The sequence below is a fragment of the Tistlia sp. genome (assembly GCF_040905785.1).
Lineage (GTDB): Bacteria > Pseudomonadota > Alphaproteobacteria > Kiloniellales > DSM-21159 > Tistlia.
On the sequence record NZ_JBBDQW010000089.1, the window covers coordinates 14658 to 39706 of the forward strand.

Genomic DNA, 25049 nt, shown 5'->3' on the forward strand with positions numbered 1-25049 from the left:
TCAGCCCTCCAGCAGCACGAATCCTGCGGTGAAGCCGGGCCCGAGCGCGGCCAGCAGGTGGCGCCCGGCGAGGCCGCGCTCCAGCTTGCGCGCGAGCGCGAAGAGCACCGTCGGGCCGGACATGTTGCCGTAGCGCTCCAGCACCGCCCGCTCGTCGGCCAGGGCCGCCTCCGGCAGGTCGAGCGACTGGGCGAGGGCCGCCAGCACCTTGGCCCCGCCGGGATGCAGGACGTAGCCGTCGAGGTCGGCGCGGCGCAGGCCGCGGCCGGCCAGGAAGGCGTCGGCCGCCGGGCCGAAGCGCTTGCGCGCGACCCGCGGGATGTCGGCCGAGAACAGCACGCCCAGGCCGTCGTCCTCGACGTGCCAACCCATGACTTCCAGGCTGTCCGGCCAGCGCCGCTCGCCCCAGGCGACCACCCGCGGGGCCAGGCCCGACGTTTCGCCCGCCGGTTCTGAGGGGGCCTCCGTCGAGAGCAACGCCGCCGCGGCACCGTCGGCGAAGAGGGCGCAGGCGATGATGTTGCTCTTGGAGTGGTCCTCCGGCCGGAAGGTCTGGGTGCAGAGCTCGAGCGAGAGCAGCAGCACCCGCGATCCGGGCTCGGCGCGCGCCAGGGCCGCGGCGCGCGCCAGGCCGAGGGCGCCGCCGGCACAGCCCAGCCCGAACACCGGCAGGCGCTGCAGGTCCTGGCGGAAGTCGAGGCGGTCCATCAGCACGGCGTCGAGCGAGGGCACGGTGAAGCCGGTCGTGCAGGTCACCACCAGGGCGTCGACCGCGTCGGCGGTCAGCCCGGCCCCGGCCAGGCAGTCGAGGATCGCCCGCTCGGCGAGCGGCGGCGCGGTCTCCAGGAAGTCGGCGTGGCGCTCGCGCCAGCCGCGCGGTCGGGCGAGGCGCTCGAGCGGCAGGGCCGAGCGGCGCTCCGCGATGCCGGCATTGGCGAAGGCCGGCAGCAGGCGCAGCACCTCGCTGTCGGCGGCGTCGAAGATCTCGGCCGCGAAGGCCTCGACCGAAGCGCGGTCCAGGCGATGCTCCGGCACCGCCGTCGCCAGCGACAGCAGGCGCGGCGCAGCGCCGTCCAGCGGGAAGGGGCGGGCCGGGCGTGGTCCGGAAGCCATTGTGCGGTTATGCTCCTCGTGCAGCGCAGCGCCCGTCTCTCAACCCCGGCTGCAACGCCGGGCGGGCAGGGATCGCCAGGGGGTAACGACAGAGGGGTAACGGCAAGGTGTTCGAGGGGTTCGAATCCAGGTGCGTGGCGACCTCGGGCGCCGAGATCCAGCTGCGCCTCGGCGGCGAGGGGCCGCCGCTGGTGCTGCTGCACGGCTACCCGCAGACCCACGCGATCTGGCATCGCATGGCGCCGACGCTGGCCGAGCGCTTCACCGTAGTCTGCCCGGACCTGCGCGGCTACGGCGACAGCTCCAAGCCGCCGGGCGGCGGCGACCACTCGACCTACGCCAAGCGCGCCCTGGCGCGCGACGTGGTCGAGGTCATGGAGGCGCTCGGCTTCCTGCGCTTCGCGGCGGCCGGCCACGACCGCGGCGGGCGCGTGCTGCATCGCCTGGCGCTCGACCATCCGCAGCGCCTGACCCGCGCGGCGCTGCTCGACATCGCGCCGACCCGGGCGATGTACCGGCGCACCGACCAAGCCTTCGCGACCGCCTACTTCCACTGGTTCTTCCTGATCCAGCCCTATGACCTGCCGGAGCGCATGATCGGCGCCGACCCCGACGGCTGGCTGCAGGCCTGCCTCGACCGCTGGGGCGGCGACCCGGCGGCCTTCGACCCGGCGGCGGTCGCCGAGTACAAGCGCTGCTTCCGCGAGCCGGCGGCGATCCACGCCTCCTGCGAGGACTACCGGGCCGGGGCCAGCATCGACCTGGCGCAGGACGCGGCCGACGAGAAGCTTCTGGTCGAATGCCCGCTGCTCGTGCTCTGGGGCGAGCGCGGCTTCGTCGGCCGCAGCCTGGAGCCGCTGGCGCTGTGGCGCGCGGTCGCCGAGCGGGTCGAGGGCGAGGCGCTGCCCTGCGGCCATTTCCTGCCCGAGGAGGCGCCGGAGGCGACCCTGGCGGCTTTCCGGGCGTTCTTCGGGTGAGCGGCGCTATAGCGCTCCGGCGCGCGTGGGCCATATAAGCAACGGAACTGTCGGTTCGGGATCCTTGATGCGGAAGAGCAGGTACGAGCGGCCCGGGGGCGACCCCCTGTCCAAGCTGACGCGCCGCCGCGGCTTCGTCGGCCGCATCCGCAACTATTTCCTGGCCGGCCTGCTGGTCACGGCGCCGCTGGCGATCACCGTCTGGCTGGCCTGGGGCGTCGTCGCCTTCGTCGACGAGACCGTGCTGCCGATGTTCCCGGCGCGCTGGAACCCCGACACCTACCTGCCCTTTTCGGTGCCCGGCATCGGCGTCGTCCTGACCCTGGCCTTCGTCACTCTGGTCGGCGTCGTCGCCGCGGGCTACCTGGGGCGCCTGGCGACCGGCTACGGCGAGCGCCTGCTGGCCCGCGTGCCGGTGGTCCGCAGCATCTACTCGGCGACCAAGCAGATTCTGCAGACGGTCTTGGCCCAGCGCTCCCAGGCGTTTCGCCAGGTCGTGCTGGTCCAGTACCCCTACCAGGGCTGCTGGTCGATAGGCTTCGTCACCGCCGAGGGCCGCGGCGAGATCCAGCGGGTGACCAGCGACGAGGTCGTGGCGGTCTTCATCCCGGCCGTGCCGAACCCGACCACGGGCTTCCTGCTGTTCGTGCCGCGCGAGGAGGTCAATACCCTCGACATCTCGGTCGAGCAGGGGCTGAAGCTGGTGATCTCCGGCGGTATCGTCGTGCCCGATCCTGACGAGCGGCCGAGCGCGCTCGCCCTGGCGCCGCCGCCGCCGCCGCGCCGCCTCGGCCCGCTGGCCAAGCTGCGCAACTACTTCCTGGCCGGACTGCTGGTCACCGCGCCCTTCGCGATCACCCTCTGGCTGGCGGCGCGCGTGGTCGCCTTCGTCGATGCGCGGATCGTCTCCCCGATCCCGATCGTGTGGCGCCCGGGCTACCTGCTGGCGCAGGCCTTCCACGGCTACGTGGCGCCGCTGCTGCCGGCCGACTGGCGCGTCGCCCAGTGGGTGCCGCCCGAAGGCATCGGCCTGGACATCCCGGGGCTCGGCCTGCTGATCGTGTTCCTCGGGCTGACCCTGATCGGCCTGCTGGCCGCCGGACTGATCGGCCGCTCGCTGATGCGCGCCACCCACTGGGCGCTGTCGCGCGTGCCGATCGTCGGCTCGGTCTACGGTGCGCTCAAGCAGATCCTCGAGACGGTCATGGCGGCGCGCTCCGACGCATTTCGCGAATGCGTCCTGTTCCAGTACCCGCGCCGCGGCGTCTGGGCGATCGGCTTCATCACCGGCAAGACCGAGGGCCACGTCCAGGAGCTGACCGAGGGCCACGTCATCAACGTCTTCCTGCCGACGACGCCGAACCCGACCTCCGGCTTCCTGATGTTCGTGCCGGAGGCGGAGGTCATTCACCTGTCGATGACGGTCGAGGAGGGCCTGAAGATGGTCGTCTCCGGCGGCATCGTGACCCCCACCGACCACGCCGCCCCCGACGCCGCCCCCGACGCCCCGCCGCCGCTCCCCGACCGCCAGGCCGCCAGCGGCGACTGACGCGGCCGGCGGCTCGAGGCCCTCGGGCGCAGTCATCCCCGCGCAGGCGCCACTCGCGTCGTCATTCCCGCGCCAGCCCCAACAGAATCGTCATCCCCGCGCAGGTGCCACCCACGTCGTCCCCGCATCGGCCCCACCTCAAGTCGTCATCCCCGCGCCAGCCCCAACAGAATCGTCATCCCCGCGAAAGCGGGGATCCATACGCCAGTACCGCAAGCGCGGACCCAGCGGGGTTCGTGCCGGCCTCGCATACCCATGGATCCCCGCTTTCGCGGGGATGACGGGGCAGAACGGGGATGTCGGCAAAGAACGGGAAGGACAGCAAACAGCGAAAACGGCAGCAGGCCGCCTCAGCCCGAGCGCAGGTAGCGGATCGCCTGGTCGCGCTCGAAGAGGTAGAGCAGGCAGCGCAGGGCCTGGCCGCGCGGGCCCGAGAGCTCGGGGTCGCGCTCCAGGATCAGGGCGACGTCGTCGCGCGCCACGGCCAGCAGGTCGGCGTGCAGGGCGAGGTCGGCGAGGCGGAACTGCGGCAGGCCGGACTGGCGGGTTCCGAGCAGCTCGCCGGCGCCGCGCAGCTCCAGGTCCTTCTCGGCGATGCGGAAGCCGTCGTCGGTCTCGCGCATCACCTCCAGGCGCTCGCGCGCGGTCTCGCCGAGCGGGCCGCGGTAGAGCAGCAGACAGGTCGCGGCGCGCCGGCCGCGGCCGATGCGGCCGCGCAGCTGGTGCAGCTGGGCGAGGCCGAAGCGCTCGGCCTGCTCGATCACCATGACCGTCGCCGCCGGCACGTCGACGCCGACCTCGATCACCGTGGTCGCGACCAGCAGGTCGGCGGAGCCGCTCGCGAAGGCGGCCATGGCGGCGTCCTTCTCGGCGCCCTTGAGGCGGCCGTGGACCAGGGCGACCCTGCCGGGGAAGCGCTGCTCGAGGACCCGGAAGCGCTCCTCGGCCGCGGCCTGGTCGCCGAGCTCGGACTCCTCGACCAGCGGGCAGACCCAGAAGACCTTGCCGCCCGCCGCCATGGCGCGCCCGGCGGCCTCGATCACCTGCTCCAGGCGTTCGAGCGGGATCGTGCGGGTGTCGACCGGCCGGCGGCCCGCCGGCTTCTCGGTCAGGCGCGAGACGTCCATGTCGCCGTAGGCGGTCAGCTCCAGGGTCCGCGGGATCGGCGTCGCGGTCATCACCAGCACGTCGGCGGCGGCGCTCTTGGAGGAGAGCTGCAGGCGCTGGTGGACGCCGAAGCGGTGCTGCTCGTCGACCACGGCCAGGGCCAGGTCGGCGAAGGCGACCTCCTCCTGGAACAGCGCGTGGGTGCCGACCGCGATCGCCGTCCGCCCGTCGGCCAGGCGCTCCAGGATCGCGGCGCGAGTCTTGCCCTTCTCGCGGCCGGTCAGCAGCGCGACCTCGACGCCGGCCGCCGCGGCCAGCGGCTCGACGGTCGCCAGGTGCTGGCGCGCCAGGATCTCGGTCGGCGCCATCAGCGCCGCCTGGGCGCCGCTCTCGACGGCGTTGAGCATGGCGAGCAGGGCGACGACCGTCTTGCCGCTGCCGACGTCGCCCTGGAGCAGGCGCAGCATCTTCAGCGGCTGCGCCATGTCGGCGCGGATCTCCTCGAGCGCGCCCTGCTGCGAGGCGGTCAGCGCGAAGGGCAGGGCGGCGACGACCTTGCCGGCCAGGCGCCCGTCGCCGCGGATCGCGCGGCCGCGGGCCTGACGCTGCCGGCGGCGCACCAGGGCGAGGGCGAGCTGGTTGGCCAGCAGCTCGTCGTAGGCGAGGCGCGCGCGCGCCGGCGCCAGCGGCGAGAGGTCCTCGGCCTCGCCGGGCGCGTGGGCGCTCTTCAGGGCCTCGAGCCAGCCGCTCCACTGCCGGCGCTTCAGCCAGGCCGGGTCCTGCCATTCGGGCAGCGAGGGCGCGCGGGCGACGGCCGCCTGGGCCGCCTTCCAGACGACCTTGGGCTGCAGGCCGGCGGTCAGCGGGTAGACCGCCTCGACCGCCGGCAGGTCGCCCTCCTCCAGGCCGGTGACGTAATCGGGATGGGCCATCTGCGGCCGCCCGTTGAAGACCTCGACCCGCCCGCTGACCCGGCGCTTCTCGCCGCGCGGCAGCAGCTTCGACAGCCAGTCGCCGCGCGCGTGGAACCAGACCAGCTCGATGAAGCCGCTCTCGTCGCGCGCCCGGACGCGGTAGGGCTGGCGCGCGCGGCCGGGCAGGTGCTCCTCGATCGTGAGCGTCAGGGTCGCGACGCGGCCGGGCTCGGCCTCGGCGACGCTGGGCCGGTAGCGCCGGTCGACCAGGCTCGCCGGCAGGTGCCAGCAGAGGTCGACGACGCGCGGGCCGGCCAGGCGCTGGAACAGCTTGGCGAGCCGCGGCCCGACGCCGGGCAGCGTCTCGATCTCGGCGAACAGCGGGTTGAGCAGGCTGGGGCGCAAGGGTCGGATCCGGTTCGGCTGGCCCCGTGCCAGGAAGCGATGGCAGGGGGCGTATGGCTGGGTCCGGCAGGCCGTGGGTGACGCGGCGGCAAGGCGGCTCTATATCATGGCGCGATCGAGAGAGAGGGGAAATGACCGGTCAGGATCCGGCGCGGGAAACCATGCGGGCACAAAGCGCCGAGGCGCCGGAATCGCTCGAGGTCCGGCGCAAGCGCCTGCGCTTCCGCAGTTGGCACCGCGGCACGCGCGAGATGGACCTGCTGGTCGGCAGCTTCGCCGACCGCCATCTCGCCGGCTTCGATTCGGGCCAGCTCGACCGCTACGAAGCGCTGTTGCTGGAGCCCGATCCCGATCTGTACAACTGGATGATCGGCGCAGCCGAGCCGCCGGGTGCCCTCGATCACGACGTGATGAAGCTGCTGCGCAGCTTCAAGTACCACCCATAACCTTCGGACGAACATAAGCTTGTGCTGACCGATTTGCTGGAGCTGTCCGGCCGCTCGCGGATCGCGAACGCGCCGGAAGGACTCGACGCCCTGCTGCTGTCCCAGGCGGCGCGCCGGCGCGCCAGGGATGGTGGGAGCCGCCCGATCCTGCACGTCGCGCGCGACGACGCGCGCATGGCGCGGCTCGCCGACGCCCTGGCCTTCTTCGACCCGACGCTCGAGGTGCTGCGCTTCCCGGCCTGGGACTGCCTGCCCTATGACCGCGTCGGGCCGCACCGCGACCTGGTCGCGCGGCGTCTCGCGACCCTGAGCGCGCTGCTGCGCCGGCCGGCGGCCGGCCCCGGCTTCGTCGTCATCGCCACGGTCAACGCCCTGATCCAGCGCGTGCCGCCGCGCGCGACGCTCAAGGACCGCGGGCTGGCGGCGGCGCGCGGCGACGTCCTGGCGACCGAGGATCTGGTCGGCTTTCTCGGCCGCAACGGCTACGAGCGGGTCGACACGGTCGGCGAGCCCGGCGAGTACGCGCTGCGCGGCGGCATCGTCGACCTCTTCCCGACCGGCGCCGAGCAGCCGCTGCGCCTCGACTTCTTCGGCGACGAACTGGAGACGATCCGGCCCTTCGACCCCCTGACCCAGATCTCCAGCGGCACGGTCGAGCGCCTGGACCTGCTGCCGGCCAGCGAGGTGCTGCTCGATTCCGACAGCGTCCAGCGCTTCCGCAGCGGCTACCGCGAGACCTTCGGCGCGGTGCGCGGCGAAGATCCGCTCTACCAGTCGGTCAGCGAGGGCCGGCCGCACCCCGGCATGGAGCACTGGCTGCCGCTCTTCTACCCGACCCTGGAGACCCTGCTCGACTACCTGCCCGAGGCCGCCGTCACCCTCGACCACCAGGCCGAGGAGGTCCGCGACGCGCGCCTGGAGACGGTCGAGGACTTCTTCGAGGCCCGCAGCTCGATCGCCGGCGCCGCGGCCGCCGGGGGCGCGCCCTACCGACCGCTCAAGCCCGAGCGTCTCTACCTGAGCGCCGCCGAGTGGGACGAGCGCCTGGGCGGGCGCCCGAGCGTGGTCTTCGAGCCCTTCGCCGGCGCCGGCGCCAACGTCGAGGACGCCGGCGGCCGCCACGTCCGCGACTTCACCGACGCGCGCACCGCCGAGAAGCTGTGGCCGGCGGTCGATGGCTACCTCTCGGACGAGCGGGGGGCCGGGCGCCGGACCCTGGTCGCCGGCTATTCCTCGGGCTCGCGCGAGCGCCTGCGCCACCTGCTGCAGGAGCACCGCATCGGCCCGCTGGCGGTCGCCGAGACCTGGGCCGAGGTCGCCGAGCAGCCGGCGAACGCGGTCGTGCTGGTGACCTTCTCCGAGGAGCACGGCTTCGGCGACAGGGCCTTCACCCTGGTCACCGAGACCGACATCCTGGGCGAGCGCATCGTCCGGCCCGCCGCCCGGCGCCGGCGCGCCGAGAACTTCCTGACCGAGGTCTCGACCTTGAGCGAGGGCGACTACGTCGTCCACGTCGACCACGGCATCGGCCGCTACGAGGCGCTGGTCACGATCGACGTCGGCGGCGCGCCGCACGACTGCCTGAAGGTGCTCTACCACGGCAACGACCGCCTGTTCGTGCCGGTCGAGAACATCGAGGTGCTGTCGCGCTTCGGCTCGGGCGACGCCGCCGTCGACCTCGACCGCCTCGGCCAGTCGAATTGGCAGTCGCGCAAGGCCCGGGTCAAGGAGCGCCTGAAGGAGGCCGCCGACGAGCTGATCCGCATCGCCGCCGCGCGCGAGCTCAAGCAGATCGACCCCAGCCGTCCGCCCGAGGGCCTCTACGACGAATTCTGCGCGCGCTTCCCCTATCCCGAGACCGACGACCAGCTGCGCGCCATCGAGGAGGTGCTGGGCGACCTCGACAGCGGCCGGCCGATGGACCGCCTGATCTGCGGCGACGTCGGCTTCGGCAAGACCGAGGTCGCGCTGCGCGCCGCCTTCGTCGCCGCCATGTCGGGCCGCCAGGTCGCCGTCGTGGTGCCGACGACCCTGCTCGCGCGCCAGCACTACCGGACCTTCGCCGAGCGCTTCGCCGGCCTGCCGGTGCGCATCGCCCAGCTGTCGCGCCTGGTCACCGCCAAGGAGGCGGCGCAGGTCAAGAACGAGCTCGCCGAGGGCAAGCTCGACGTCGTCGTCGGGACCCACGCGCTGCTCGCCGAATCGGTGCGCTTCAAGGACCTCGCCCTGGTCGTGGTCGACGAGGAGCAGCACTTCGGCGTCAAGCAGAAGGAGCGGCTGAAGGCGCTGCGCGCCGACGTCCACGTGCTGACCCTGACGGCGACGCCGATCCCGCGGACCCTGCAGCTGTCCCTGTCCGGCGTGCGCGAGCTCAGCCTGATCGCGACGCCGCCGGTCGACCGCCTGGCGGTGCGCACCTTCGTGCTGCCCTACGACCCCGTGGTGATTCGCGAGGCGATCCTGCGCGAGCACTTCCGCGGCGGCCAGACCTTCTACGTGGCGCCGCGCCTGGAGGACCTGGCCGGCCTGCAGGAGCGCCTCGCCGCCCTGCTGCCCGAGATCAAGATCGGCGTCGCCCACGGCAAGCTCTCGCCGACCCAGCTCGAGGACGTCATGTCGGCCTTCGTCGACCGGCGCTTCGACCTGCTGCTCTCGACCAACATCGTCGAATCGGGCCTCGACATCCCGAGCGCCAACACCCTGGTGATTCACCGCGCCGACCTCTTCGGCCTGGCCCAGCTCTACCAGCTGCGCGGGCGCATCGGCCGGGCCAAGCAGCGCGGCTACGCCTACTTCACCCTGCGCCCCGGCAAGATCCTGACCCCGGCGGCCGAGAAGCGCCTGCACGTCATGCAGACCCTCGACACGCTGGGCGCCGGCTTCACCCTGGCCAGCCACGACCTCGACATCCGCGGCGCCGGCAACCTGCTCGGCGAGGAGCAGTCGGGCCACGTCCGCGAGGTCGGCATCGAGCTCTACCAGCAGCTCCTGGAGGAGGCCGTGGCCAATGCCCGCGCCGAGGCCGCCTCCGGCGGGGCCGCGGCCGGCGCCGCCGGCGCGCGGCCGGCCGAGGAGCTCTGGACGCCGCAGATCAACCTCGGCACGTCGGTGCTGATCCCCGAGGACTACGTGCGCGACCTCAACGTCCGCCTCAGCCTCTACCGGCGTCTCGCGACCCTGGTCGACCGCAAGGAGATCGAGGCCTTCGCCGCCGAGCTGATCGACCGCTTCGGCCCGCTGCCCGAGGAGGTCGACAACCTGCTCGAGGTCATGGCGATCAAGCGCCTGTGCCGCGACGCTGGCGTCGAGAAGCTGGACGCCGGCCCCAAGGGCGCCGTCGTCACCTTCCGCGGCGGCGACTTCGCCAACCCCGGCGGCCTGATCGCCTTCCTGCAGCGCCAGCAGGGCAAGGTCGTCCTGCGCCCCGACCACAAGCTGGTCTACCGGCGCGGCTGGGACGGCGCCAAGGCGAGGCTGCAGGGCTCCCGCCGCCTGCTCGAGGAGCTGGCCAAGGTCGCCAAGCAGGGCCAGAAGGCGGCGTAGGGCCGTTAGACCCGACGACAGGCCGCCCGGGGACTCGCGCAGGCGATCCGGCGGGGGCTGCTCGGACGGCAGGCCTAGGCCGAGGCTGGTTCCGGCGTCGCGACGCTCGCGAGAGCCTCGTCCAGCACCTCGACGATCCGGTCGATCTCCGCCTCGGTAATGACGTAGGGCGGCGTGATCTGAATCTGGTCGCCGCCGCGGCCGTAGTTGACGTTCGGGTTGCCGACGATCAGCAGCACGCCCCGTTCTCTCGCGGCGGCGACGACCCGCTCGGCCGTCTTCAGTTCGGCCGGCAGCGGCGCTCTCGTTCCTCGGTCGGCGACCAGTTCGAGGCCGGCGAGCAGGCCTGCGCCACGGATCTCGCCGATCGTGGTGTGGCGGGTCGCTAGCTCCTGCAGGCGGCGGTGCAGGTAGACCCCCCGCTCGGCGGCGCGTTCGAACAGCCGGTGCGCCTGCATGTACTCGAAGACCTTCAGGCCGATGAAGCAGGACAGGGGGTGACCTGCGTAGGTGAAGCCGTGGGTGAATTCGCCGGTGCCGGCGCGGAACGCCTCGACCACCCGCTCGGAGGCCAGCACCGCGCCCAACGGGGCGTACCCGCTGCCGATCGTCTTGCCACAGGTGATGATGTCCGCCTCCACACCCCAGCGCGACAGCGCAAAGGGGCTGCCGGTGCGGCCGTAGCCAACCAGAACCTCGTCGGCGATGAAGAGCACGTCGTAGCGGTCGCAGATCTCCCGGATCCGGCGGTAGTAGTCGTCGACCGGCATCAGGCCGGTGATCGAGGTGCCGCTGGTCGGCTCGGCGATGAAGGCCGCGACGCTGTCCGGCCCTTCCTGCAGGATGACGCGCTCGAGGTCGCCGGCGCAGGCCGTGCCGCAGGAGGGATGACTTTTGCCGAAGGGACAGCGGTAGCAATAGGGCGGCACTATGCGCGGCACGCCGCGCAGCATCGGTGCGAAGGGCTCCTTCCACACGGGCCGGTCGGAGAGCTCCAGCGAAGCCATCGTCACGCCGTGGAAGGCATGACTGCGGGCGACGACCTTGAACTTCGATGGGCGGCCGCGGTGCAGGTGATATTGCCGCGCCATCTTGAGGGCGGTCTCGGTCGCCTCGGAGCCGCCGGTCACCCAGTAGGCGGCGGCCATCGAGGGCGGCGCGATTGACAGGAGCGCGGCCGAGAGCTCCTCCTGCCACGGGTGCGTGAAGCTGGCGCCGTAGACATAGGGGATTCGTCCGGCCTGGCCGGCGACCGCGTCCAGGATCTCCGGCACGCCGTGCCCGATGGCCACGACCGCGGCACCGCCGACCGCGTCGAGATAGCGGCGGCCGTCATCGTCGTAGAGGTAGACGCCCTCGCCGCGCACAATGCGCCGCGGCGGGTTGTTCAGGTTTCGGTAGAAGACGGGAGAGGTCATGGCAGAGCCTCGGCGCTAGAAGCCCAGCTGCCGGGGCAGCCAGAGTACGGTTTCGGGAACGAAGGTGATCAGGCCAAGGATGGCGATCAGCATCGCGAACATCGGCGCCAGCTCGAGCAGGACCCGGCTGATCGGCGCGCCGGCGATGCGCGCCGCGATGTAGAGGTTCAGCGCGACCGGCGGCGTGACCAGGCCGATCATCAGGTTGAAGACCATGATCAGCCCGAGGTGGGTCGGATCGATGCCGAAGGCCTGGGCCAGCGGCATGAAGATCGGCACCAGAATGATCGTCGCCGGCGTCGAATCCAGGAACATGCCGGCCACCAGCAGGATCACGTTCATCAGGAGCAGCGCGCCGATCTTGCTGTCGATGACCTCGGTCGCGAAGGTGGCGATCACGTCGTTTACCTGGAAGACGACGATCAGGTAGGCGAACAGGCTGCTCATCCCGACGATGATCATAACGTTGGCGGAATCCAGGGCGACTCGGCGCAAGGTCGAGGGCAACCCGCGCAGCTCGACGGCGCGATAGACCACGACGCTCAGGACAAGGGCGTAGACGACCAGCACGGCGCCCAGCTCGGTCACCGTGAACACGCCCCCGAAGATGCCGGCGACGAGGAACACGGGCATCATCAGCGACCAGAAGCCGCGCTTCAGCCGGCCCGCCAGCTCGGGCCAGGGGCAGGGTGGCTGTGTCGGGAACCGGCGATAGCGCGCCAGGAGTGCGACGTACAGCAGCAGACAGCTGCCGAGCAGCAGGCCCGGCAGATAGCCGGCGACGAACAGCTTGATGATCGAGACCTTGGCGACCACCCCGTAGATCACGAGCGGGATGCTCGGCGGAATGATCGGACCGATGACGGCGGCGACGGCAGTCAGGGAGGCGGCAAAGGCGGGCGGGTAGCCCTCGCGCTTCATCGCCGGGATCAGCACGGAGCCGGTAGCGGTGGCGTCCGCGACCGACGAGCCCGAGATGCCGGCGAGGAAGATGTTGGTGCCGACGTTGACCAGCCCGAGCGAGCCACGGAAGCGGCCCAGCGTGCCGCTGAAGATGCTGATGATCCGGTGGGTGATGCCGCCGTCGTTCATCAGGGCCGCCGCCAGCAGGAAGAAGGGGACCGCGAGCAGCGGGAAGGAGTCCATCCCGTTCAGGATCTTCTGCGCGACGAGCAGGAGCGGCGGCCCGGGCCAGATCAGCATGACGACCAGGCTGCTCAGCCCCAGGGCGAAGGCGACAGGGATCGACAGGAGCACGAGTCCCAGGGTCAGCAGGCCCAGGGTCAGCAGGATCATCGGCAGGAATTCCCTAGGCGGAAGGTGCGGGGGGGCCGGCAATCAGACGCTCGGCCAGGAAGAAGAGTGACAACAGTGCGCCGACCGGAGCGGCTAGGTAGAGCAGGCTGGACGGCAGTCCGGTCGCGGGGGCGATCTGGCCCGAGACGACATCCATCAGCCTGATGCCCTGCCAGACGAGTATGACGAGCAAGGGGACGGCCAGCAGGCCGGCCAAGCCCTGCAGGAGCGCGCGAACCCGCTCCGGCAGGGCCGCGGCGACGGTCTCCACCGCGATCATCTCACCGTGGCGAAGCAGCAGCGGCAGGCCGAGGAAGGACAGCCAAATGAAGCTGTAGCGGGCTGCCTCCTCGGGCCATACCAGCGGCTCGTTCAGGACGTAGCGCCAGAAGACCTGGGCGAAGATCGCCACGACGATGACCGTCAGCAGCAGTGCCAGGGCCGCGCCGACGACCATTGCGATCGCATCCGCGGTACGCCTGAACATCGGTTCCGGCCTCAGTCGCGGGCTCGGATCTTTTCGACCCAGGGCGCGATCGCCGGGTCGATCTCGGCGGTTGCGGCGCGGGCCATGAAGCCGCTGAGGTCGGGCTCGATGACCTCCATGCCCTTGGCCTCCAGCTCGTCGAGCATCTTCGTCTCGCTCTCGCGCGTGAACTCGCGGTACCAGTCGGAGCTTGTGCGCGCGGCCGTGCGGATCGCCTCGCGGATCTCCTCCGACTGCTCGCCGTACCACTCCTCATTGAAGATGAAGCCCATGGTCTCGGCCATGTGGTTGGTCAGGATCAGGTACTCGCAGACCTCGTCGAAGTGGTGGTCGTAGATCACCACGATCGGGTTCTCCTGGCCTTCCACCACACCCTGCTGGATGGCGGTGTAGACCTCCTCGAAGGCGATGGGGGTGGGGCGGGCGCCGAGCGCCTCCCAGGCCGTGACGTAGGCCGGGATGGCGGGTGCCCGGATCTTCATGCCGTCCAGGTCCTCGACCTTCTCGACCTTGCTGTTGACGGTCATCTGGCGGAAGCCCCGGAATGCCGGCCCGACGACGCGGAAGCCGGATTCCTCGGCCACGGCGTCGAGCAGGTCCTCGCCGAGGTCGCTGCGCCAGACGTCGAAGAAGTGCTTCTCGCTCTTGTAGAGGTAGGCCACGGCCTCCAGGCCGGCGAGCGGGTGCCAGGGACCGATAACGCCCATGCTCTCGTAGAGGCCCTCGACGGCGCCGGCACGGATCTGCTCGAGCACCTCCTTGTAGGTGCCGAGCTGCGAGCTCGGGAAGATCTTCACCTCAACGGCGCCGTCCGTCAGCTCGCTCAGGCGCTCGCTGAAGCGTTCGACCGCGATGTAGTCGGCACCGCCGGCCGGGGCCGTGGTGGCGATGCGAACCGTCTCGGACTGTGCGCCCGCTGGCGCGCCGGCGAGCAGTACGCCGACGGCCGCGGCACCGAACCAAACCTTGTAGCCTGTCATCGTTACCCTCTCTTTCTTTGTGAAGTGACCGGCGCTGGCTCTCGCACTGCCCCTGCCGGCTGCTCCGGGAGTCCGGAATTCGTCTTCGCGACGCGGGCGATCAGCTGCTGCGCGTCATTCTCGTTCTGCCCGGCGGCGATCGCCGCGGCGCTCTCGGCGTCGCCGGCAGCGATCGCCTCCGCCAGCGGCTCGTGCAGCGGCAACATGTGGCTGAGGTCGGGGTGGGTCGGATCGGTCAGCACCATGAACAGTCGCGTCTGCCCCTCCAGCACGGCATAGGTCTGCTGCAGGCGCTCGTGCCCCGACAGGCGCATGACCAGGCGGTGAAATCCGTAGTCCAACTCGACGGCGCGGTTGCGGTCGCCGGTCTCGACAGCCGCGCGCATCTCGCCAATCAGCTCCCGGAGCGCCCGGCGCCCCTCGTCGTCGATGCGCCGCGCCGCCAGCACCGAGGCCATGGTCTCCAGGGAATCGCGGAGGGTGGCGATCTCCCAGATGTCCTCCGCGGTGAGCTGGCGGACGAAGACGCCGCGGTTCGGGCGGTATTCGACCAGCCCCTCGTCATGCAGCCGGCGGAAGGCGGCGCGCAGGGTGCCGCGGCTGACCTGCAGCCGCTCGGCGAGCACCGTCTCCACCAGATGGCTGCCGGCTCCGAGTTTTCCGGAAAGTATCAGTTCGCGCAGGCAGTCGGCCGCCTCCACGTCGAGCCCGCGGGGCGACAGGGAAGGCAGGACCGAGAGCCAGGGTGCCGTGACAGCCAAGTCTGTTCGCTCCCGGCCATTGCATCTTGACAGCAGGATGAGGCGCGGCGCCCAAGATTGTCAACAATCAGCAATCTGCGGCGCGGGCGGCCGCCCTGTCGCCACCCGTCATCCCGGACGCTAAGGCGAGCCCGAGAGCCGCAGGTGATCGGGGTGCGAGCCTTGCGATCCGGGATCCAGCGGCGCCGCCGGACGCCTCAGCGCGGCACCGAGGCAAGTCGGGGGCAATTCGGGGGCAATTTGGGGGCTGCGGCTCGGGCATTCCCACGCGCGCGCAATGCGGCTAGTGTCCGGCCGCCATTTCCGCCAGCTCCGCCAGAGGACCCGATGCGCCGCTCCCGCTTCTTCCTGCCGACCTTGCGCGACAATCCCAAGGAGGCGGAGATCGTCTCGCACCGGCTGATGCTGCGTTCGGGCATGGTCCGCCAAGCCTCGGCCGGCATCTATTCCTGGCTGCCGATGGGCCTGCGGGTGCTCAAGAACATCGAGCGCATCGTGCGCGAGGAGCAGGACCGCGCCGGCAACCAGGAGGTCCTGATGCCGACGATCCAGTCGGCCGACCTCTGGGTCCAGTCCGGGCGCTACGACGACTACGGGCCGGAGATGCTGCGCATCAAGGACCGCCACGAGCGCGACATGCTCTACGGCCCGACCAACGAGGAGCTGATCACCGACATCTTCGCGGGCGCGGTCCGGAGCTACCGCGAGCTGCCGCAGAAGCTCTACCACATCCAGTGGAAGTTCCGGGACGAGGTGCGCCCGCGCTTCGGCGTCATGCGCGGCCGCGAGTTCCTTATGAAGGACGCCTACTCCTTCGACCTCGACTACGAGTCGGCCCGGCGCGCCTACCAGGTGCAGTTCGTCACCTACCTGCGCACCTTCGCGCGCATGGGCCTGCGCGCCATCCCGATGGAGGCCGACACCGGCCCGATCGGCGGCGACCTCAGCCACGAGTTCATCATCCTGGCCGAGACCGGCGAGTCCGAGGTCTTCTGCGACCGCACCTTCCTGGACTACGACCTGCTCGGCCGCGAGATCGACTTCGCCGACGCCGAGGCGGTCGGCGCCATCGTCGAGGACTTTACCCGGCTCTACGCGCGCACCGACGAGAAGCACGACCAGGCGGCCTTCGAGGACAGCGTGCCGGAGGCGCGGCGCTACCAGGGCCGCGGCATCGAGGTCGGCCACATCTTCTACTTCGGCACCAAGTACTCCAAGCCGCTGGGCGCGCGCGTGGCGACCGCCGAGGGCGGCGAGGCCGAGGTCCACATGGGCTCCTACGGCATCGGCGTCTCGCGCCTGGCAGGCGCCATCATCGAGGCCAGCCACGACGAGGCCGGCATCGTCTGGCCCGAGGCGGTGGCGCCCTTCCGGGTCGGCCTGATCAACCTCAAGGCCGGCGACGCCGAGTGCGACGCCGCCTGCGAGGCGGCCTACGGAAAGCTCGCGGCGGCCGGCGTCGAGACGCTCTACGACGACACCGAGGAGCGCGCCGGCGCCAAGTTCGCCGAGATGGACCTGATCGGCCTGCCCTGGCAGCTGATCCTGGGGCCGCGCGGCCTGAAGAACGGCCTGGTCGAGCTGAAGCGGCGGGCGAGCGGCGAGCGCGAGGAGCTCTCGCTCGAGTCGGCGCTCGCCCGGCTGACCACCGGTTAGGGCAGGATCATGGTGTTCGGCGCCTTCGAGCGCATGATGGCGCTGCGCTACCTGCGCTCGCGGCGCCAGGAGAGCTTCATCTCGGTGATCGCCGCCTTCTCGTTGCTCGGCATCGCGCTCGGCGTCGCGACCCTGATCATCGTCATGGCCGTGATGAACGGCTTCCGCCAGGAGCTGCTGAGCCGGATCCTCGGCATCAACGGCCACCTCACGGTCTACGGCGCCGGCGAGGGCATCGAGCACTACGACGACTTGGCCGAGCAGCTGAGGCAGATCGCCGGCGTCCGCCTGGTCGTGCCGCAGATCCAGGAGCAGGTCATCGTCACCGCCGGCGAGCGCGCGCGCGGCGCCGTGGTGCGCGGCCTGGAACCGGCGGCGCTGCTGGAGCGCCGGCTGATCGCCGACAGCGTCGAGACCGGCGCCGCCGAGCGCTTCCGCGCCGGCGAGGGCCTGTTGCTCGGCAACCGCCTGGCCCAGACCATGGGCCGCTATCCCGGCGACACGATCAGCCTGCTCAGTCCCCAGGGCAACACCACCGTGATCGGCAGCATGCCGCGGGTGAAGACCTATCCGGTCGCGGGCACCTTCAACGTCGGCATGTACGAGTACGATTCCAGCTTCGTGTACCTGCCGCTCGAGCAGGCGCAGCTGTTCTTCCGGCTGCCCGACAAGGTCAACGCCGTCGAGCTCTTCCTCGACAATCCCGACCGCGTCCGGGAGGTCGCGGCGGAGGCCGGCAAGTTCGTGCCGGCGAGCTACCGGATGGTCGACTGGCAGGGCGCCAACGCCAGCTTCTTCAACGCGATCCAGGTCGAGCGGAACGTCATGTTCCTGATCCTGTCGCTGATCATCCTGGTCGCCGCCTTCAACATCCTGTCGGGCCAGTACATGCTGGTGAAGGGCAAGGGGCGGGACATCGCGATCCTGCGCACCATGGGCGCCCGGCGCGGCATGATCCTGCGCGTCTTCTTCATGAGCGGCGCCTCGATCGGCCTGATCGGCACCCTCGCCGGGGTCGTGCTCGGCATCCTCTTCACCGACCACATCGCGACCCTGCAGCACTGGGTCGAGGCGCTGGCCGGGACGCGCGTCTTCGATCCCGAAATCTACTTCCTGACCAACCTGCCGGCCGAGCGCGATCCCCTCGAGGTGCTGCAGGTCGTCGGCATGGCCTTGGCGATCTCCTTCCTGGCGCCGCTGCTGCCGGCCTGGCAGGCGGCCCGGCTCGATCCGGTCGAGGCGCTGCGCTATGAGTGAGCTCGCGACCGGCGCGCCCCCGGCCACGGGCGAGAGCTCGCTGACGCTGCGCGGCGTGGTCAAGAGCTTCCGCCAGGGCGAGCGCAGCCTCGAGATCCTGCGCGGCGCCGAGCTCGACCTGAAGGCCGGCGAGCTGGTCGCCCTGGTCGGACCCTCGGGCGCCGGCAAGTCGACCCTGCTGCACATCGCAGGCCTGCTCGAGCGGCCCGACGCCGGCGAGGTGCTGGTCGCCGGCGAGCGTGCCGACAGCCTGTCCGACGGGCGGCGCACGGCGCTGCGCGGCGCGCGCATGGGCTTCGTCTACCAGTACCACCACCTGCTGCCCGAGTTCACGGCGCTGGAAAACCTGATGGTGCCGCAGCGCATCGCCGGCACCGGCCGCCGCGCCGCCGCCGAGCGCGCCGCCGAGCTGCTCGAGGCGGTCGGCCTGAAGGAGCGCATGGAGCACCGCCCCGGGCGGCTGTCGGGCGGCGAGCAGCAGCGCGTCGCCATCGCCCGGGCGATCGCCAACCGGCCGCGGGTCCTGCTCGCCGACGAGCCGACCGGCAACCTCGACCCCCACACCGCCGACGGCGTCTTCCAGATGCTGACCGCCCTGGTCCGCCGGACCGGCCTCGCGGCCCTGGTCGCGACCCACAACCACGAGCTCGCGCAGCGCATGGACCGGGTCGTCGCGCTGCGCGACGGCCGGCTGGTGGCGCAATGAGGGCACTCGGCAGGAGGTCCCTGGGCAGGAGGTCCCTGGGCGGGAGGTCCCTGGGCAGGAGGGCCCTGGGCAGGAGCGGGCTGGCCGGCCTGCTGCTCGGCCTCGCGCTGCTGGCGGTGCCGGCCGGCGGCGCGGCGGCGCAGGAGGTCGAGGCGGCAGAGTTCGAGTGCCTCGCCCTCAACGTCTACTTCGAGGCCGGCGGCGAGTCGCGGCTCGGCCGCCTCGCGGTCGCCTGGGTGACGCTCAACCGCTGGGCCGACGCCCGCTTTCCCGACAGCCTCTGCGGGGTCGTCCGGCAAGGCGGGGAGGCGCGCTGGCGCTGCCAGTTCCACTGGTGGTGCGACGGCAAGCCCGACGTGCCGACCAACCCCGCGCGCTGGGCCGACGCCGAGCAGGCGGCGCGCGACGCCCTGAGCGGCCGGCGCCCGGACCCGACCGGCGGCGCCCTGTTCTTCCATAACGGCCAGGCGCGGCCGAAGTGGCGCCACCACAAGACGGCCACGGCCGTGATCGGCAACCATACCTTCTATCGCTGAGGTGGGGGCTGGGGGGGGGGGGGCCTCGCATGAGGGGCCGCCCCCGCGGCTATCCACAGCCCTGCGGCGCTTGAGCCGGTGACGGACTCGGCCGGGCCGTGGAGAATGGCGCGATGAGCCACGCCGACTTCGTCCACCTGCGGGTCCGCTCCGCCTATTCGCTGTCCGAGGGCGCGATCAAGGTCAAGGACCTGGTCGCGCTCGCGGCCGGCCAGCGGATGCCGGCGGTCGCCGTGACCGACACCGGCAACCTGTTCGGCGCCCTGGAGTTCTCCTCGGAGGCCAGCAAGGCCGGCCTGCAGCCGATCATCGGCTGCAACCTCGGGCTCAGGCGAACGCTGGAGGACCACCCGCCGGGGCGCGAGCCGCCGCCCGACCGCATCGTGCTGCTGGTCCAGGACGAGGCCGGCTACCGCAACCTGCTGAAGCTGGTCAGCAAGTCCTTCCTCGGCGTCGATGCCGCCGAGCCGCCGCACGTCACCTACCAGGACCTGATCGAGCGGGGCGAGGGGCTGCTGTGCCTGACCGGCGGGCCGGAAGGGCCGGTCAACCGGGCGCTGCTCGACGGCCAGGACGACCTTGCCGAGACCACACTCGACGCCTTGCAGGACGCCTTCGCCGGGCGCCTCTACATCGAGCTGCAGCGCCACGGCGAGGCGCGCGAGCAGGCCGTCGAGGAGCGCCTCGTCGAACTCGCCTACGGCCGCGAGCTGCCGCTGGTCGCGACCAACGACGCCTTCTTCGCGACCGAGGACGTCTACGAGGCGCACGACGCGCTGCTCTGCATCGCCGGCGGCACCTACGTCGCCGAGGCGAACCGGCGGCGCGTCACGCCGGAGCACCGCTTCAAGTCGGCCGCCGAGATGCGCGCGCTCTTCGCCGACCTGCCGGAGGCGGTCGACAACACCCTGGTCGTCGCCCGGCGCTGCGCCTTCTACCCCGAGACGATCCGCCCGATCCTGCCGGCCTTCCCGACCGTCGGCGGGCGCGACGAGCCGCAGGAGCTGCGCGCCCAGTCCCTGGCCGGTCTCGAGAAGCGGCTCGCCGACCACGTCTACGAGGCCGCGGACGACGACGCTGAAAGGGAAGCCAAGGCAAGGCCTTATCGGGATCGGCTCGAGTACGAGCTGAGGGTCATCGAGCAGATGGGCTTTCCCGGCTACTTCCTGATCGTGGCCGACTTCATCCAGTGGGCCAAGGGCCAGGACATCCCGGTCGGCCCGGGCCGCGGCTCGGGCGCCGGCTCCCTGGTCGCCTACGCCCTGACCATCACCGACCTCGACCCGATCCGCTGGGGCCTGCTGTTCGAGCGCTTCCTCAACCCCGAGCGCGTCTCGATGCCGGACTTCGACGTCGACTTCTGCCAGGACCGGCGCGACGAGGTCATCGCCTATGTCCAGCACAAGTACGGCCGCGACCGGGTCGCCCAGATCATCACCTTCGGCAAGCTGCAGGCGCGCGCGGTGCTGCGCGACGTCGGCCGCGTGCTCGGCCTGCCGTTCGGCCTGGTCGACAAGATCTGCAAGCTGGTGCCCAACAACCCGGCCAGCCCGGTGACTTTGAGCCAGGCGATCGACGGCGAGCCGCGCCTGCAGGACTGGCGCCGCGAGGACGAGAACGTCGCGCGCATGATGGGCATCGCGCTCAAGCTCGAGGGCCTCTACCGCCACGCTTCGACCCACGCTGCCGGCGTCGTCATCGGCGACCGGCCGCTCGACGAGCTGGTGCCGCTCTACCGCGACCCGCGCTCCGACATGCCGGTGACGCAGTTCAACATGAAGTACGTCGAGGACGCGGGCCTGGTGAAGTTCGACTTCCTCGGCCTCAAGACCCTGACGGTGCTGGCCCGCGCCTCCCACCTGGTGCGCGAGGCGCAGCCGGACTTCGACCTGGTCAAGGTGCCGCTGGACGACGAGGCGGCCTACCGGGTCATGGCGCGCGGCGACACGGCCGGCGTGTTCCAGCTGGAAAGCTCGGGCATGCGCGACGCCCTCAAGAAGCTCAAGCCCGACCGCTTCGAGGACGTCATCGCCATGGTCGCGCTCTACCGGCCGGGCCCGATGGAGAACATCCCGGCCTACATCCGCCGCAAGAAGGGCGAGGAGGCGCCGGACTACCTCTACCCGACCCTGGAGCCGATCCTGAAGGAGACCTTCGGGATCATGATCTACCAGGAGCAGGTCATGCAGATCGCCCAGGAGCTGGCCGGCTACAGCCTGGGCTCGGCCGACCTGCTGCGCCGCGCCATGGGCAAGAAGATCCAGGCCGAGATGGACGCCCAGCGCGCCAGCTTCGTCGAGGGCGCGACCGCCAAGGGCGTCGAGGGCCGGCGCGCCTCCTCGATCTTCGACCTCGTCAACAAGTTCGCCGGCTACGGCTTCAACAAGTCGCACGCCGCCGCCTACGCCCTGGTCGCCTACCACACGGCCTACATGAAGGCGAACCACCCGGTCGAGTTCCTGGCCGCCTCCATGACCTACGACATGGCCTCGGCCGACAAGCTCAACCTCTTCCGCCAGGAGCTCGGGCGCCTCGGCATCCCGCTGCTGCCGCCCGACGTCAACCGCAGCTACGCCGACTTCGCGGTCGAGGCCGTCGCCGCGCCGGCGAAGGACGGCCCGGCCGGCGAAGGGCAGGGCGGGGCAGTTGCAACTGGGCCGGTCGCAACGGGGCCGGTCGCAACGGGGCCGGTCACAACGGGACCGGTCGCAGCTGGGCCCGTCAAGGCGATCCGCTACGCCCTCGGCGCGATCAAGAACGTCGGGCAGGCGGCGATGCGCCAGCTCGCCGAGGAGCGCGACCTGGCCGGCCGCTTCTCCGGCCTCGCCGAGGTCGCGCGCCGGCTCGACGTGCGCAGCATCAACAAGCGGGCGGTCGAGAACCTCGCCTGCGCCGGCGCCTTCGACAGCCTCAACGCCAACCGCCAGCAGGTCTTCCTGGCCGCCGAGACGATCGTGCGTACGGCCGCCAGCGTCTCCCAGGAGCGCTCGGTCGGGCAGTCCAACCTGTTCGGCGGCGGCGGCGAGCCGGAGCCGCTCAAGCTGCCGCCCTGCAGCGACTGGCCGGCGATGGAGCGGCTGCAGAAGGAGTTCGACGCGCTCGGCTTCTACCTCTCCTCGCACCCGCTCGAGTCCTACGGCGCGCTGCTGCAGCGCCGCCGGGTCGTGACCATCGCCGACCTGCCGCGCGCCGTGCGCGAGGGCGCGGCCGGGCGCATCGCCCTGGCGGGCATCGTCGTCGGCAAGCAGGAGCGCACCTCCAAGGCCGGCAAGCGCTTCGCCTTCGTCCAGCTCAGCGACCAGACCGGCGCCTACGAGGTCACCGCCTTCCAGGAGGTGCTCGCCGTGGCCCGCGACCTGCTGGAGGGCGGCAAGCCGCTGGTCGTGGAGGTCGTCGCCGAGCGCGCGCCCGACGGCGACGACCTGCGCCTGACCGCCCAGTCCTTCGAGGATCTCGACCAGGCCCTGGCCAAGACCGCGGCCGGCCTCAAGGTCTTCCTGGAGGGCGACGAGCCGCTGCCGCACCTCAAGGCGCTGCTCGAGCGCGAACGCCGGGGTCGCGGGCGCATCTCGATCGTGCTGGAGACCGGCGACGGCCGCGAGATCGAGATCGACCTGCCCCAGGGCTACGCCATCTCCGCCGCCGGCCGCCAGGCGATCAAGTCGATCCCGGGGCTGGTGGTGCAGGACCTCTAGGCGGGCCGGAGCCTCGCGCGAGGCCCGCCCTGCGGCCCTCTTCCTCCTTGCAATCCGGCCGCTTCGGCGCTATCTCCCGCGCGTCAATCTGTAACCCCACACGCGGGCCAGCGACGGCCACGGCCTTTTCAGGCTGCGGTCGCGACCGGTGTCGAGCCCTGGCGGACCCTCGTCCGCCCTCGATCAAGGGCCCGCGGAGGCAGAACCGGAGACTAGAAAGACATGGCTCTTCCCGATTTCACCATGCGCCAGCTGCTCGAGGCCGGCGTCCACTTCGGCCACACCACGCGGCGCTGGAACCCGAAGATGCAGCCGTTCCTGTTCGGCGAGCGCAACGGCGTCCACATCATCGACCTGGAGCAGACGGTGCCGCTGCTCCACCAGGCCCTGAACACCGTGCGCGGCGTTGTCGCCGGCGGCGGCCGGGTGCTGTTCGTCGGCACCAAGCGCCAGGCCAGCGAGATCGTCGCCGAGGGCGCCAAGCGCTGCGGCCAGTACTACGTCAACCACCGCTGGCTCGGCGGCATGCTGACCAACTGGAAGACCATCTCGCACTCGATCCGGCGCCTGAAGACGCTGGAGGAGCAGCTCGGCCAGGAGACCACCGGCCTGACCAAGAAGGAGCTGCTCGGCCTGACCCGCGAGCGCGACAAGCTGGAGCTGTCGCTCGGCGGCATCAAGGACATGGGCGGCCTGCCGGACATGCTCTTCGTCATCGACACCAACAAGGAGCAGCTTGCGGTCACCGAGGCCAACAAGCTCGGCATCCCGGTCATCGCGGTGCTCGACTCCAACTCCGATCCCGACGGCATCGCCTTCCCGATCCCGGGCAACGACGACGCGATCCGGGCGATCACGACCTACTGCGACCTGGTCTCCGGCGCCGTGCTCGACGGGCTGCAGGAAGAGGCGAGCGGCAGCGGCCGCGACATCGGCGCCGCGGCCGAGGCACCGGTCGAGACCGCGCTCGCCCCTGAGCCTGCCGCAGCCCCGGAAGCCGCGCCTGCGGAAGCCGCGACCGCTGAATCCGCGCCTGCTGCGACCCCGGCCGAGCAGCCGGCTGCCGAGCCCCAGGCTGCCGAGCCCCAGGCGGCCGAGCCCAAGGCCGCCGAAGCCGAGACTGCCGAGAGCAAGCCCAGCGACCAGGGCGCGTCGGCCTAGGCGATCGGCCGGCCGCCCTCGGGCGGCCGCGCGGCGCGAGACACCCGCGCTCGCCGAGAGCGAGCCAGAGAGCGAAAGCAAGAAGGAAAGATCATGGCTGAAATCACGGCCGCGCTGGTCAAGGAGCTGCGCGACAAGACCGGGGCCGGCATGATGGACTGCAAGAAGGCGCTCGGCGAGGCCGAGGGCGACATCGAGGGCGCCGTCGACTGGCTGCGCAAGAAGGGCCTGGCGGCCGCCGCCAAGAAGGCCGGCCGGACCGCGGCCGAAGGCCTGGTCGGCATCGCCGTCGAGGGCGGCCGCGGCGCCGTCGTCGAGGTCAACTCCGAGACCGACTTCGTCGCGCGCAACGAGCAGTTCCAGGGCTTCGTCTCGGCGGTCACGCGCCTTGCGCTCGCGGGCGACGGCGAGCTCGAGAGCCTGAAGCAGGCGGCCTACCCCGGCACCGGTCGCACGGTCGCCGAGGAGCTGACCCAGATGATCGCCACCATCGGCGAGAACATGGCGCTGCGCCGCGCGTCCCTGCTGGTCGCCGAGCCGGGCGTCGTCGCCGGCTACGTCCACAACCAGAGCGCCGAGGGCTTGGGCAAGATCGGCGTGCTGGTCGGCCTCAAGTCCGAGGGCGACGCCGAGAAGCTGGCGGCGCTCGGCAAGCAGCTGGCCATGCACGTCGCGGCGGCCAACCCGCTGGCGCTCGACCGCGACGACGTCGACGCCTCGCAGCTCGACCGCGAGCGCGAGGTGCTGGCCGATCAGGCCCGCGCTTCCGGCAAGGCCGAGGAGATCATCGCCAAGATGGTCGAGGGCCGGCTGCGGAAGTTCTACGAGGACAACTGCCTGGTCGAGCAGGTCTTCGTGATCGACGGCGAGACCAAGATCGCGAAGGTCCTCGAGGCGGCGGCGAAGGAGGTCGGCGCCCCGGTGACGCTGACCGGCTTCCGGCGCTTCCAGCTCGGCGAGGGCATCGAGAAGGAAGAGAGCGACTTTGCGGCGGAGGTCGCGGCCGCCCGCGGCTGACGACCGTCGGTTCTTGAAATAGCGC

General features: G+C 71.4%; 18 protein-coding genes. 11 read left to right on the forward strand and 7 right to left on the reverse strand.

Annotation, left to right across the window (positions count from 1 at the left end; genetic code table 11):
- Positions 1-1113, reverse strand: a complete 1113-nt coding sequence (locus WD341_RS20320; RefSeq protein ID WP_368427319.1) for a type III polyketide synthase — start codon at positions 1111-1113, stop codon at positions 1-3.
- A gap of 134 nt (positions 1114-1247) precedes the next feature.
- Between WD341_RS20320 and WD341_RS20325 the strand changes: the two genes are divergently transcribed.
- Positions 1248-2090 (forward strand): alpha/beta fold hydrolase, encoded by an 843-nt coding sequence (locus tag WD341_RS20325; protein ID WP_368427320.1) that lies wholly within the window; start codon positions 1248-1250, stop codon positions 2088-2090.
- Positions 2091-2157: 67 nt separating this feature from the next.
- Positions 2158-3639, forward strand: coding sequence for a DUF502 domain-containing protein (locus WD341_RS20330; RefSeq protein WP_368427321.1), 1482 nt, complete (start codon positions 2158-2160; stop codon positions 3637-3639).
- A gap of 350 nt (positions 3640-3989) precedes the next feature.
- On the opposite strand, the gene recG is transcribed toward WD341_RS20330, so the two are convergent.
- Positions 3990-6065 (reverse strand): ATP-dependent DNA helicase RecG, encoded by a 2076-nt coding sequence (gene recG / locus WD341_RS20335; RefSeq protein ID WP_368427322.1) that lies wholly within the window; start codon positions 6063-6065, stop codon positions 3990-3992.
- Between the two features lie 131 nt (positions 6066-6196).
- On the opposite strand from recG, the gene WD341_RS20340 reads away from it, so the two are divergent.
- Both WD341_RS20340 and mfd read left to right on the forward strand, forming a co-directional pair.
- A complete protein-coding gene (locus WD341_RS20340) occupies positions 6197-6511 on the forward strand; it encodes a succinate dehydrogenase assembly factor 2 (protein ID WP_368427323.1) in 315 nt (104 codons plus the stop codon).
- Positions 6512-6685: 174 nt separating this feature from the next.
- Entirely contained in the window at positions 6686-10054 is a 3369-nt protein-coding gene (gene mfd / locus WD341_RS20345) for a transcription-repair coupling factor (protein ID WP_368427365.1), read from the forward strand.
- 74 nt (positions 10055-10128) lie between these two features.
- On the opposite strand, the gene WD341_RS20350 is transcribed toward mfd, so the two are convergent.
- The 5 genes from WD341_RS20350 to WD341_RS20370 are packed head-to-tail and all read right to left on the reverse strand — an operon-like array spanning position 10129 to position 14996.
- On the reverse strand, positions 10129-11472 hold the full coding sequence (locus WD341_RS20350) for an aspartate aminotransferase family protein (RefSeq protein ID WP_368427324.1): 1344 nt from the start codon (positions 11470-11472) through the stop codon (positions 10129-10131).
- Between the two features lie 15 nt (positions 11473-11487).
- Positions 11488-12768, reverse strand: a complete 1281-nt coding sequence (locus WD341_RS20355) for a TRAP transporter large permease (RefSeq protein WP_368427325.1) — start codon at positions 12766-12768, stop codon at positions 11488-11490.
- Positions 12769-12781: 13 nt separating this feature from the next.
- Positions 12782-13255: a TRAP transporter small permease gene (locus WD341_RS20360; protein WP_368427326.1), complete on the reverse strand. Its 474-nt coding sequence runs from the start codon at positions 13253-13255 to the stop codon at positions 12782-12784.
- An 11-nt stretch (positions 13256-13266) separates the two neighbouring features.
- Positions 13267-14235 carry a TRAP transporter substrate-binding protein gene (locus tag WD341_RS20365; protein ID WP_368427327.1) on the reverse strand — a complete coding sequence of 323 codons (969 nt, stop codon included), beginning with the start codon at positions 14233-14235 and terminating at the stop codon, positions 13267-13269.
- Positions 14236-14237: 2 nt separating this feature from the next.
- Positions 14238-14996, reverse strand: a complete 759-nt coding sequence (locus tag WD341_RS20370) for a GntR family transcriptional regulator (RefSeq protein ID WP_368427328.1) — start codon at positions 14994-14996, stop codon at positions 14238-14240.
- Positions 14997-15323: 327 nt separating this feature from the next.
- On the opposite strand from WD341_RS20370, the gene proS reads away from it, so the two are divergent.
- From proS to tsf, 7 genes are all read left to right on the forward strand, one after another.
- Positions 15324-16652, forward strand: a complete 1329-nt coding sequence (proS, locus tag WD341_RS20375) for a proline--tRNA ligase (protein ID WP_368427329.1) — start codon at positions 15324-15326, stop codon at positions 16650-16652.
- Between the two features lie 9 nt (positions 16653-16661).
- Complete coding sequence (locus tag WD341_RS20380; protein WP_368427330.1) at positions 16662-17909, forward strand: lipoprotein-releasing ABC transporter permease subunit; 1248 nt, start codon at positions 16662-16664, stop codon at positions 17907-17909.
- Positions 17902-18615 carry an ABC transporter ATP-binding protein gene (locus WD341_RS20385; protein WP_368427331.1) on the forward strand — a complete coding sequence of 238 codons (714 nt, stop codon included), beginning with the start codon at positions 17902-17904 and terminating at the stop codon, positions 18613-18615. Before WD341_RS20380 ends, WD341_RS20385 begins: the two co-directional genes overlap by 8 nt.
- Entirely contained in the window at positions 18612-19151 is a 540-nt protein-coding gene (locus WD341_RS20390) for a cell wall hydrolase (protein WP_368427332.1), read from the forward strand. The genes WD341_RS20385 and WD341_RS20390 overlap by 4 nt, the downstream gene beginning before the upstream one ends.
- 113 nt (positions 19152-19264) lie before the next feature.
- The gene (gene dnaE / locus WD341_RS20395; protein WP_368427333.1) at positions 19265-22846 is read left to right on the forward strand and encodes a DNA polymerase III subunit alpha; all 3582 of its coding nucleotides are present in this window, start codon (positions 19265-19267) and stop codon (positions 22844-22846) included.
- Positions 22847-23068: 222 nt separating this feature from the next.
- The gene (gene rpsB, locus WD341_RS20400; RefSeq protein ID WP_368427334.1) at positions 23069-24007 is read left to right on the forward strand and encodes a 30S ribosomal protein S2; all 939 of its coding nucleotides are present in this window, start codon (positions 23069-23071) and stop codon (positions 24005-24007) included.
- A 93-nt stretch (positions 24008-24100) separates the two neighbouring features.
- Positions 24101-25024, forward strand: coding sequence for a translation elongation factor Ts (gene tsf / locus WD341_RS20405; protein WP_368427335.1), 924 nt, complete (start codon positions 24101-24103; stop codon positions 25022-25024).
- The last annotated feature ends 25 nt before the right edge of the window (positions 25025-25049 follow it).

Coding starts and splice junctions, on each gene's coding strand:
- WD341_RS20380 (WP_368427330.1), top strand. CDS start 16,662: ATGGTGTTCGGCGCCTTCGAGCGCATGATGGCGCTGCGCTACCTGCGC.
- tsf (WP_368427335.1), top strand. CDS start 24,101: ATGGCTGAAATCACGGCCGCGCTGGTCAAGGAGCTGCGCGACAAGACC.
- WD341_RS20385 (WP_368427331.1), top strand. CDS start 17,902: ATGAGTGAGCTCGCGACCGGCGCGCCCCCGGCCACGGGCGAGAGCTCG.
- rpsB (WP_368427334.1), top strand. CDS start 23,069: ATGGCTCTTCCCGATTTCACCATGCGCCAGCTGCTCGAGGCCGGCGTC.
- WD341_RS20340 (WP_368427323.1), top strand. CDS start 6,197: ATGACCGGTCAGGATCCGGCGCGGGAAACCATGCGGGCACAAAGCGCC.
- proS (WP_368427329.1), top strand. CDS start 15,324: ATGCGCCGCTCCCGCTTCTTCCTGCCGACCTTGCGCGACAATCCCAAG.
- WD341_RS20320 (WP_368427319.1), bottom strand. CDS start 1,113: ATGGCTTCCGGACCACGCCCGGCCCGCCCCTTCCCGCTGGACGGCGCT.
- WD341_RS20390 (WP_368427332.1), top strand. CDS start 18,612: ATGAGGGCACTCGGCAGGAGGTCCCTGGGCAGGAGGTCCCTGGGCGGG.
- WD341_RS20365 (WP_368427327.1), bottom strand. CDS start 14,235: ATGACAGGCTACAAGGTTTGGTTCGGTGCCGCGGCCGTCGGCGTACTG.
- WD341_RS20350 (WP_368427324.1), bottom strand. CDS start 11,472: ATGACCTCTCCCGTCTTCTACCGAAACCTGAACAACCCGCCGCGGCGC.
- dnaE (WP_368427333.1), top strand. CDS start 19,265: ATGAGCCACGCCGACTTCGTCCACCTGCGGGTCCGCTCCGCCTATTCG.
- WD341_RS20330 (WP_368427321.1), top strand. CDS start 2,158: ATGCGGAAGAGCAGGTACGAGCGGCCCGGGGGCGACCCCCTGTCCAAG.
- WD341_RS20360 (WP_368427326.1), bottom strand. CDS start 13,255: ATGTTCAGGCGTACCGCGGATGCGATCGCAATGGTCGTCGGCGCGGCC.
- mfd (WP_368427365.1), top strand. CDS start 6,686: ATGGCGCGGCTCGCCGACGCCCTGGCCTTCTTCGACCCGACGCTCGAG.
- WD341_RS20355 (WP_368427325.1), bottom strand. CDS start 12,768: ATGATCCTGCTGACCCTGGGCCTGCTGACCCTGGGACTCGTGCTCCTG.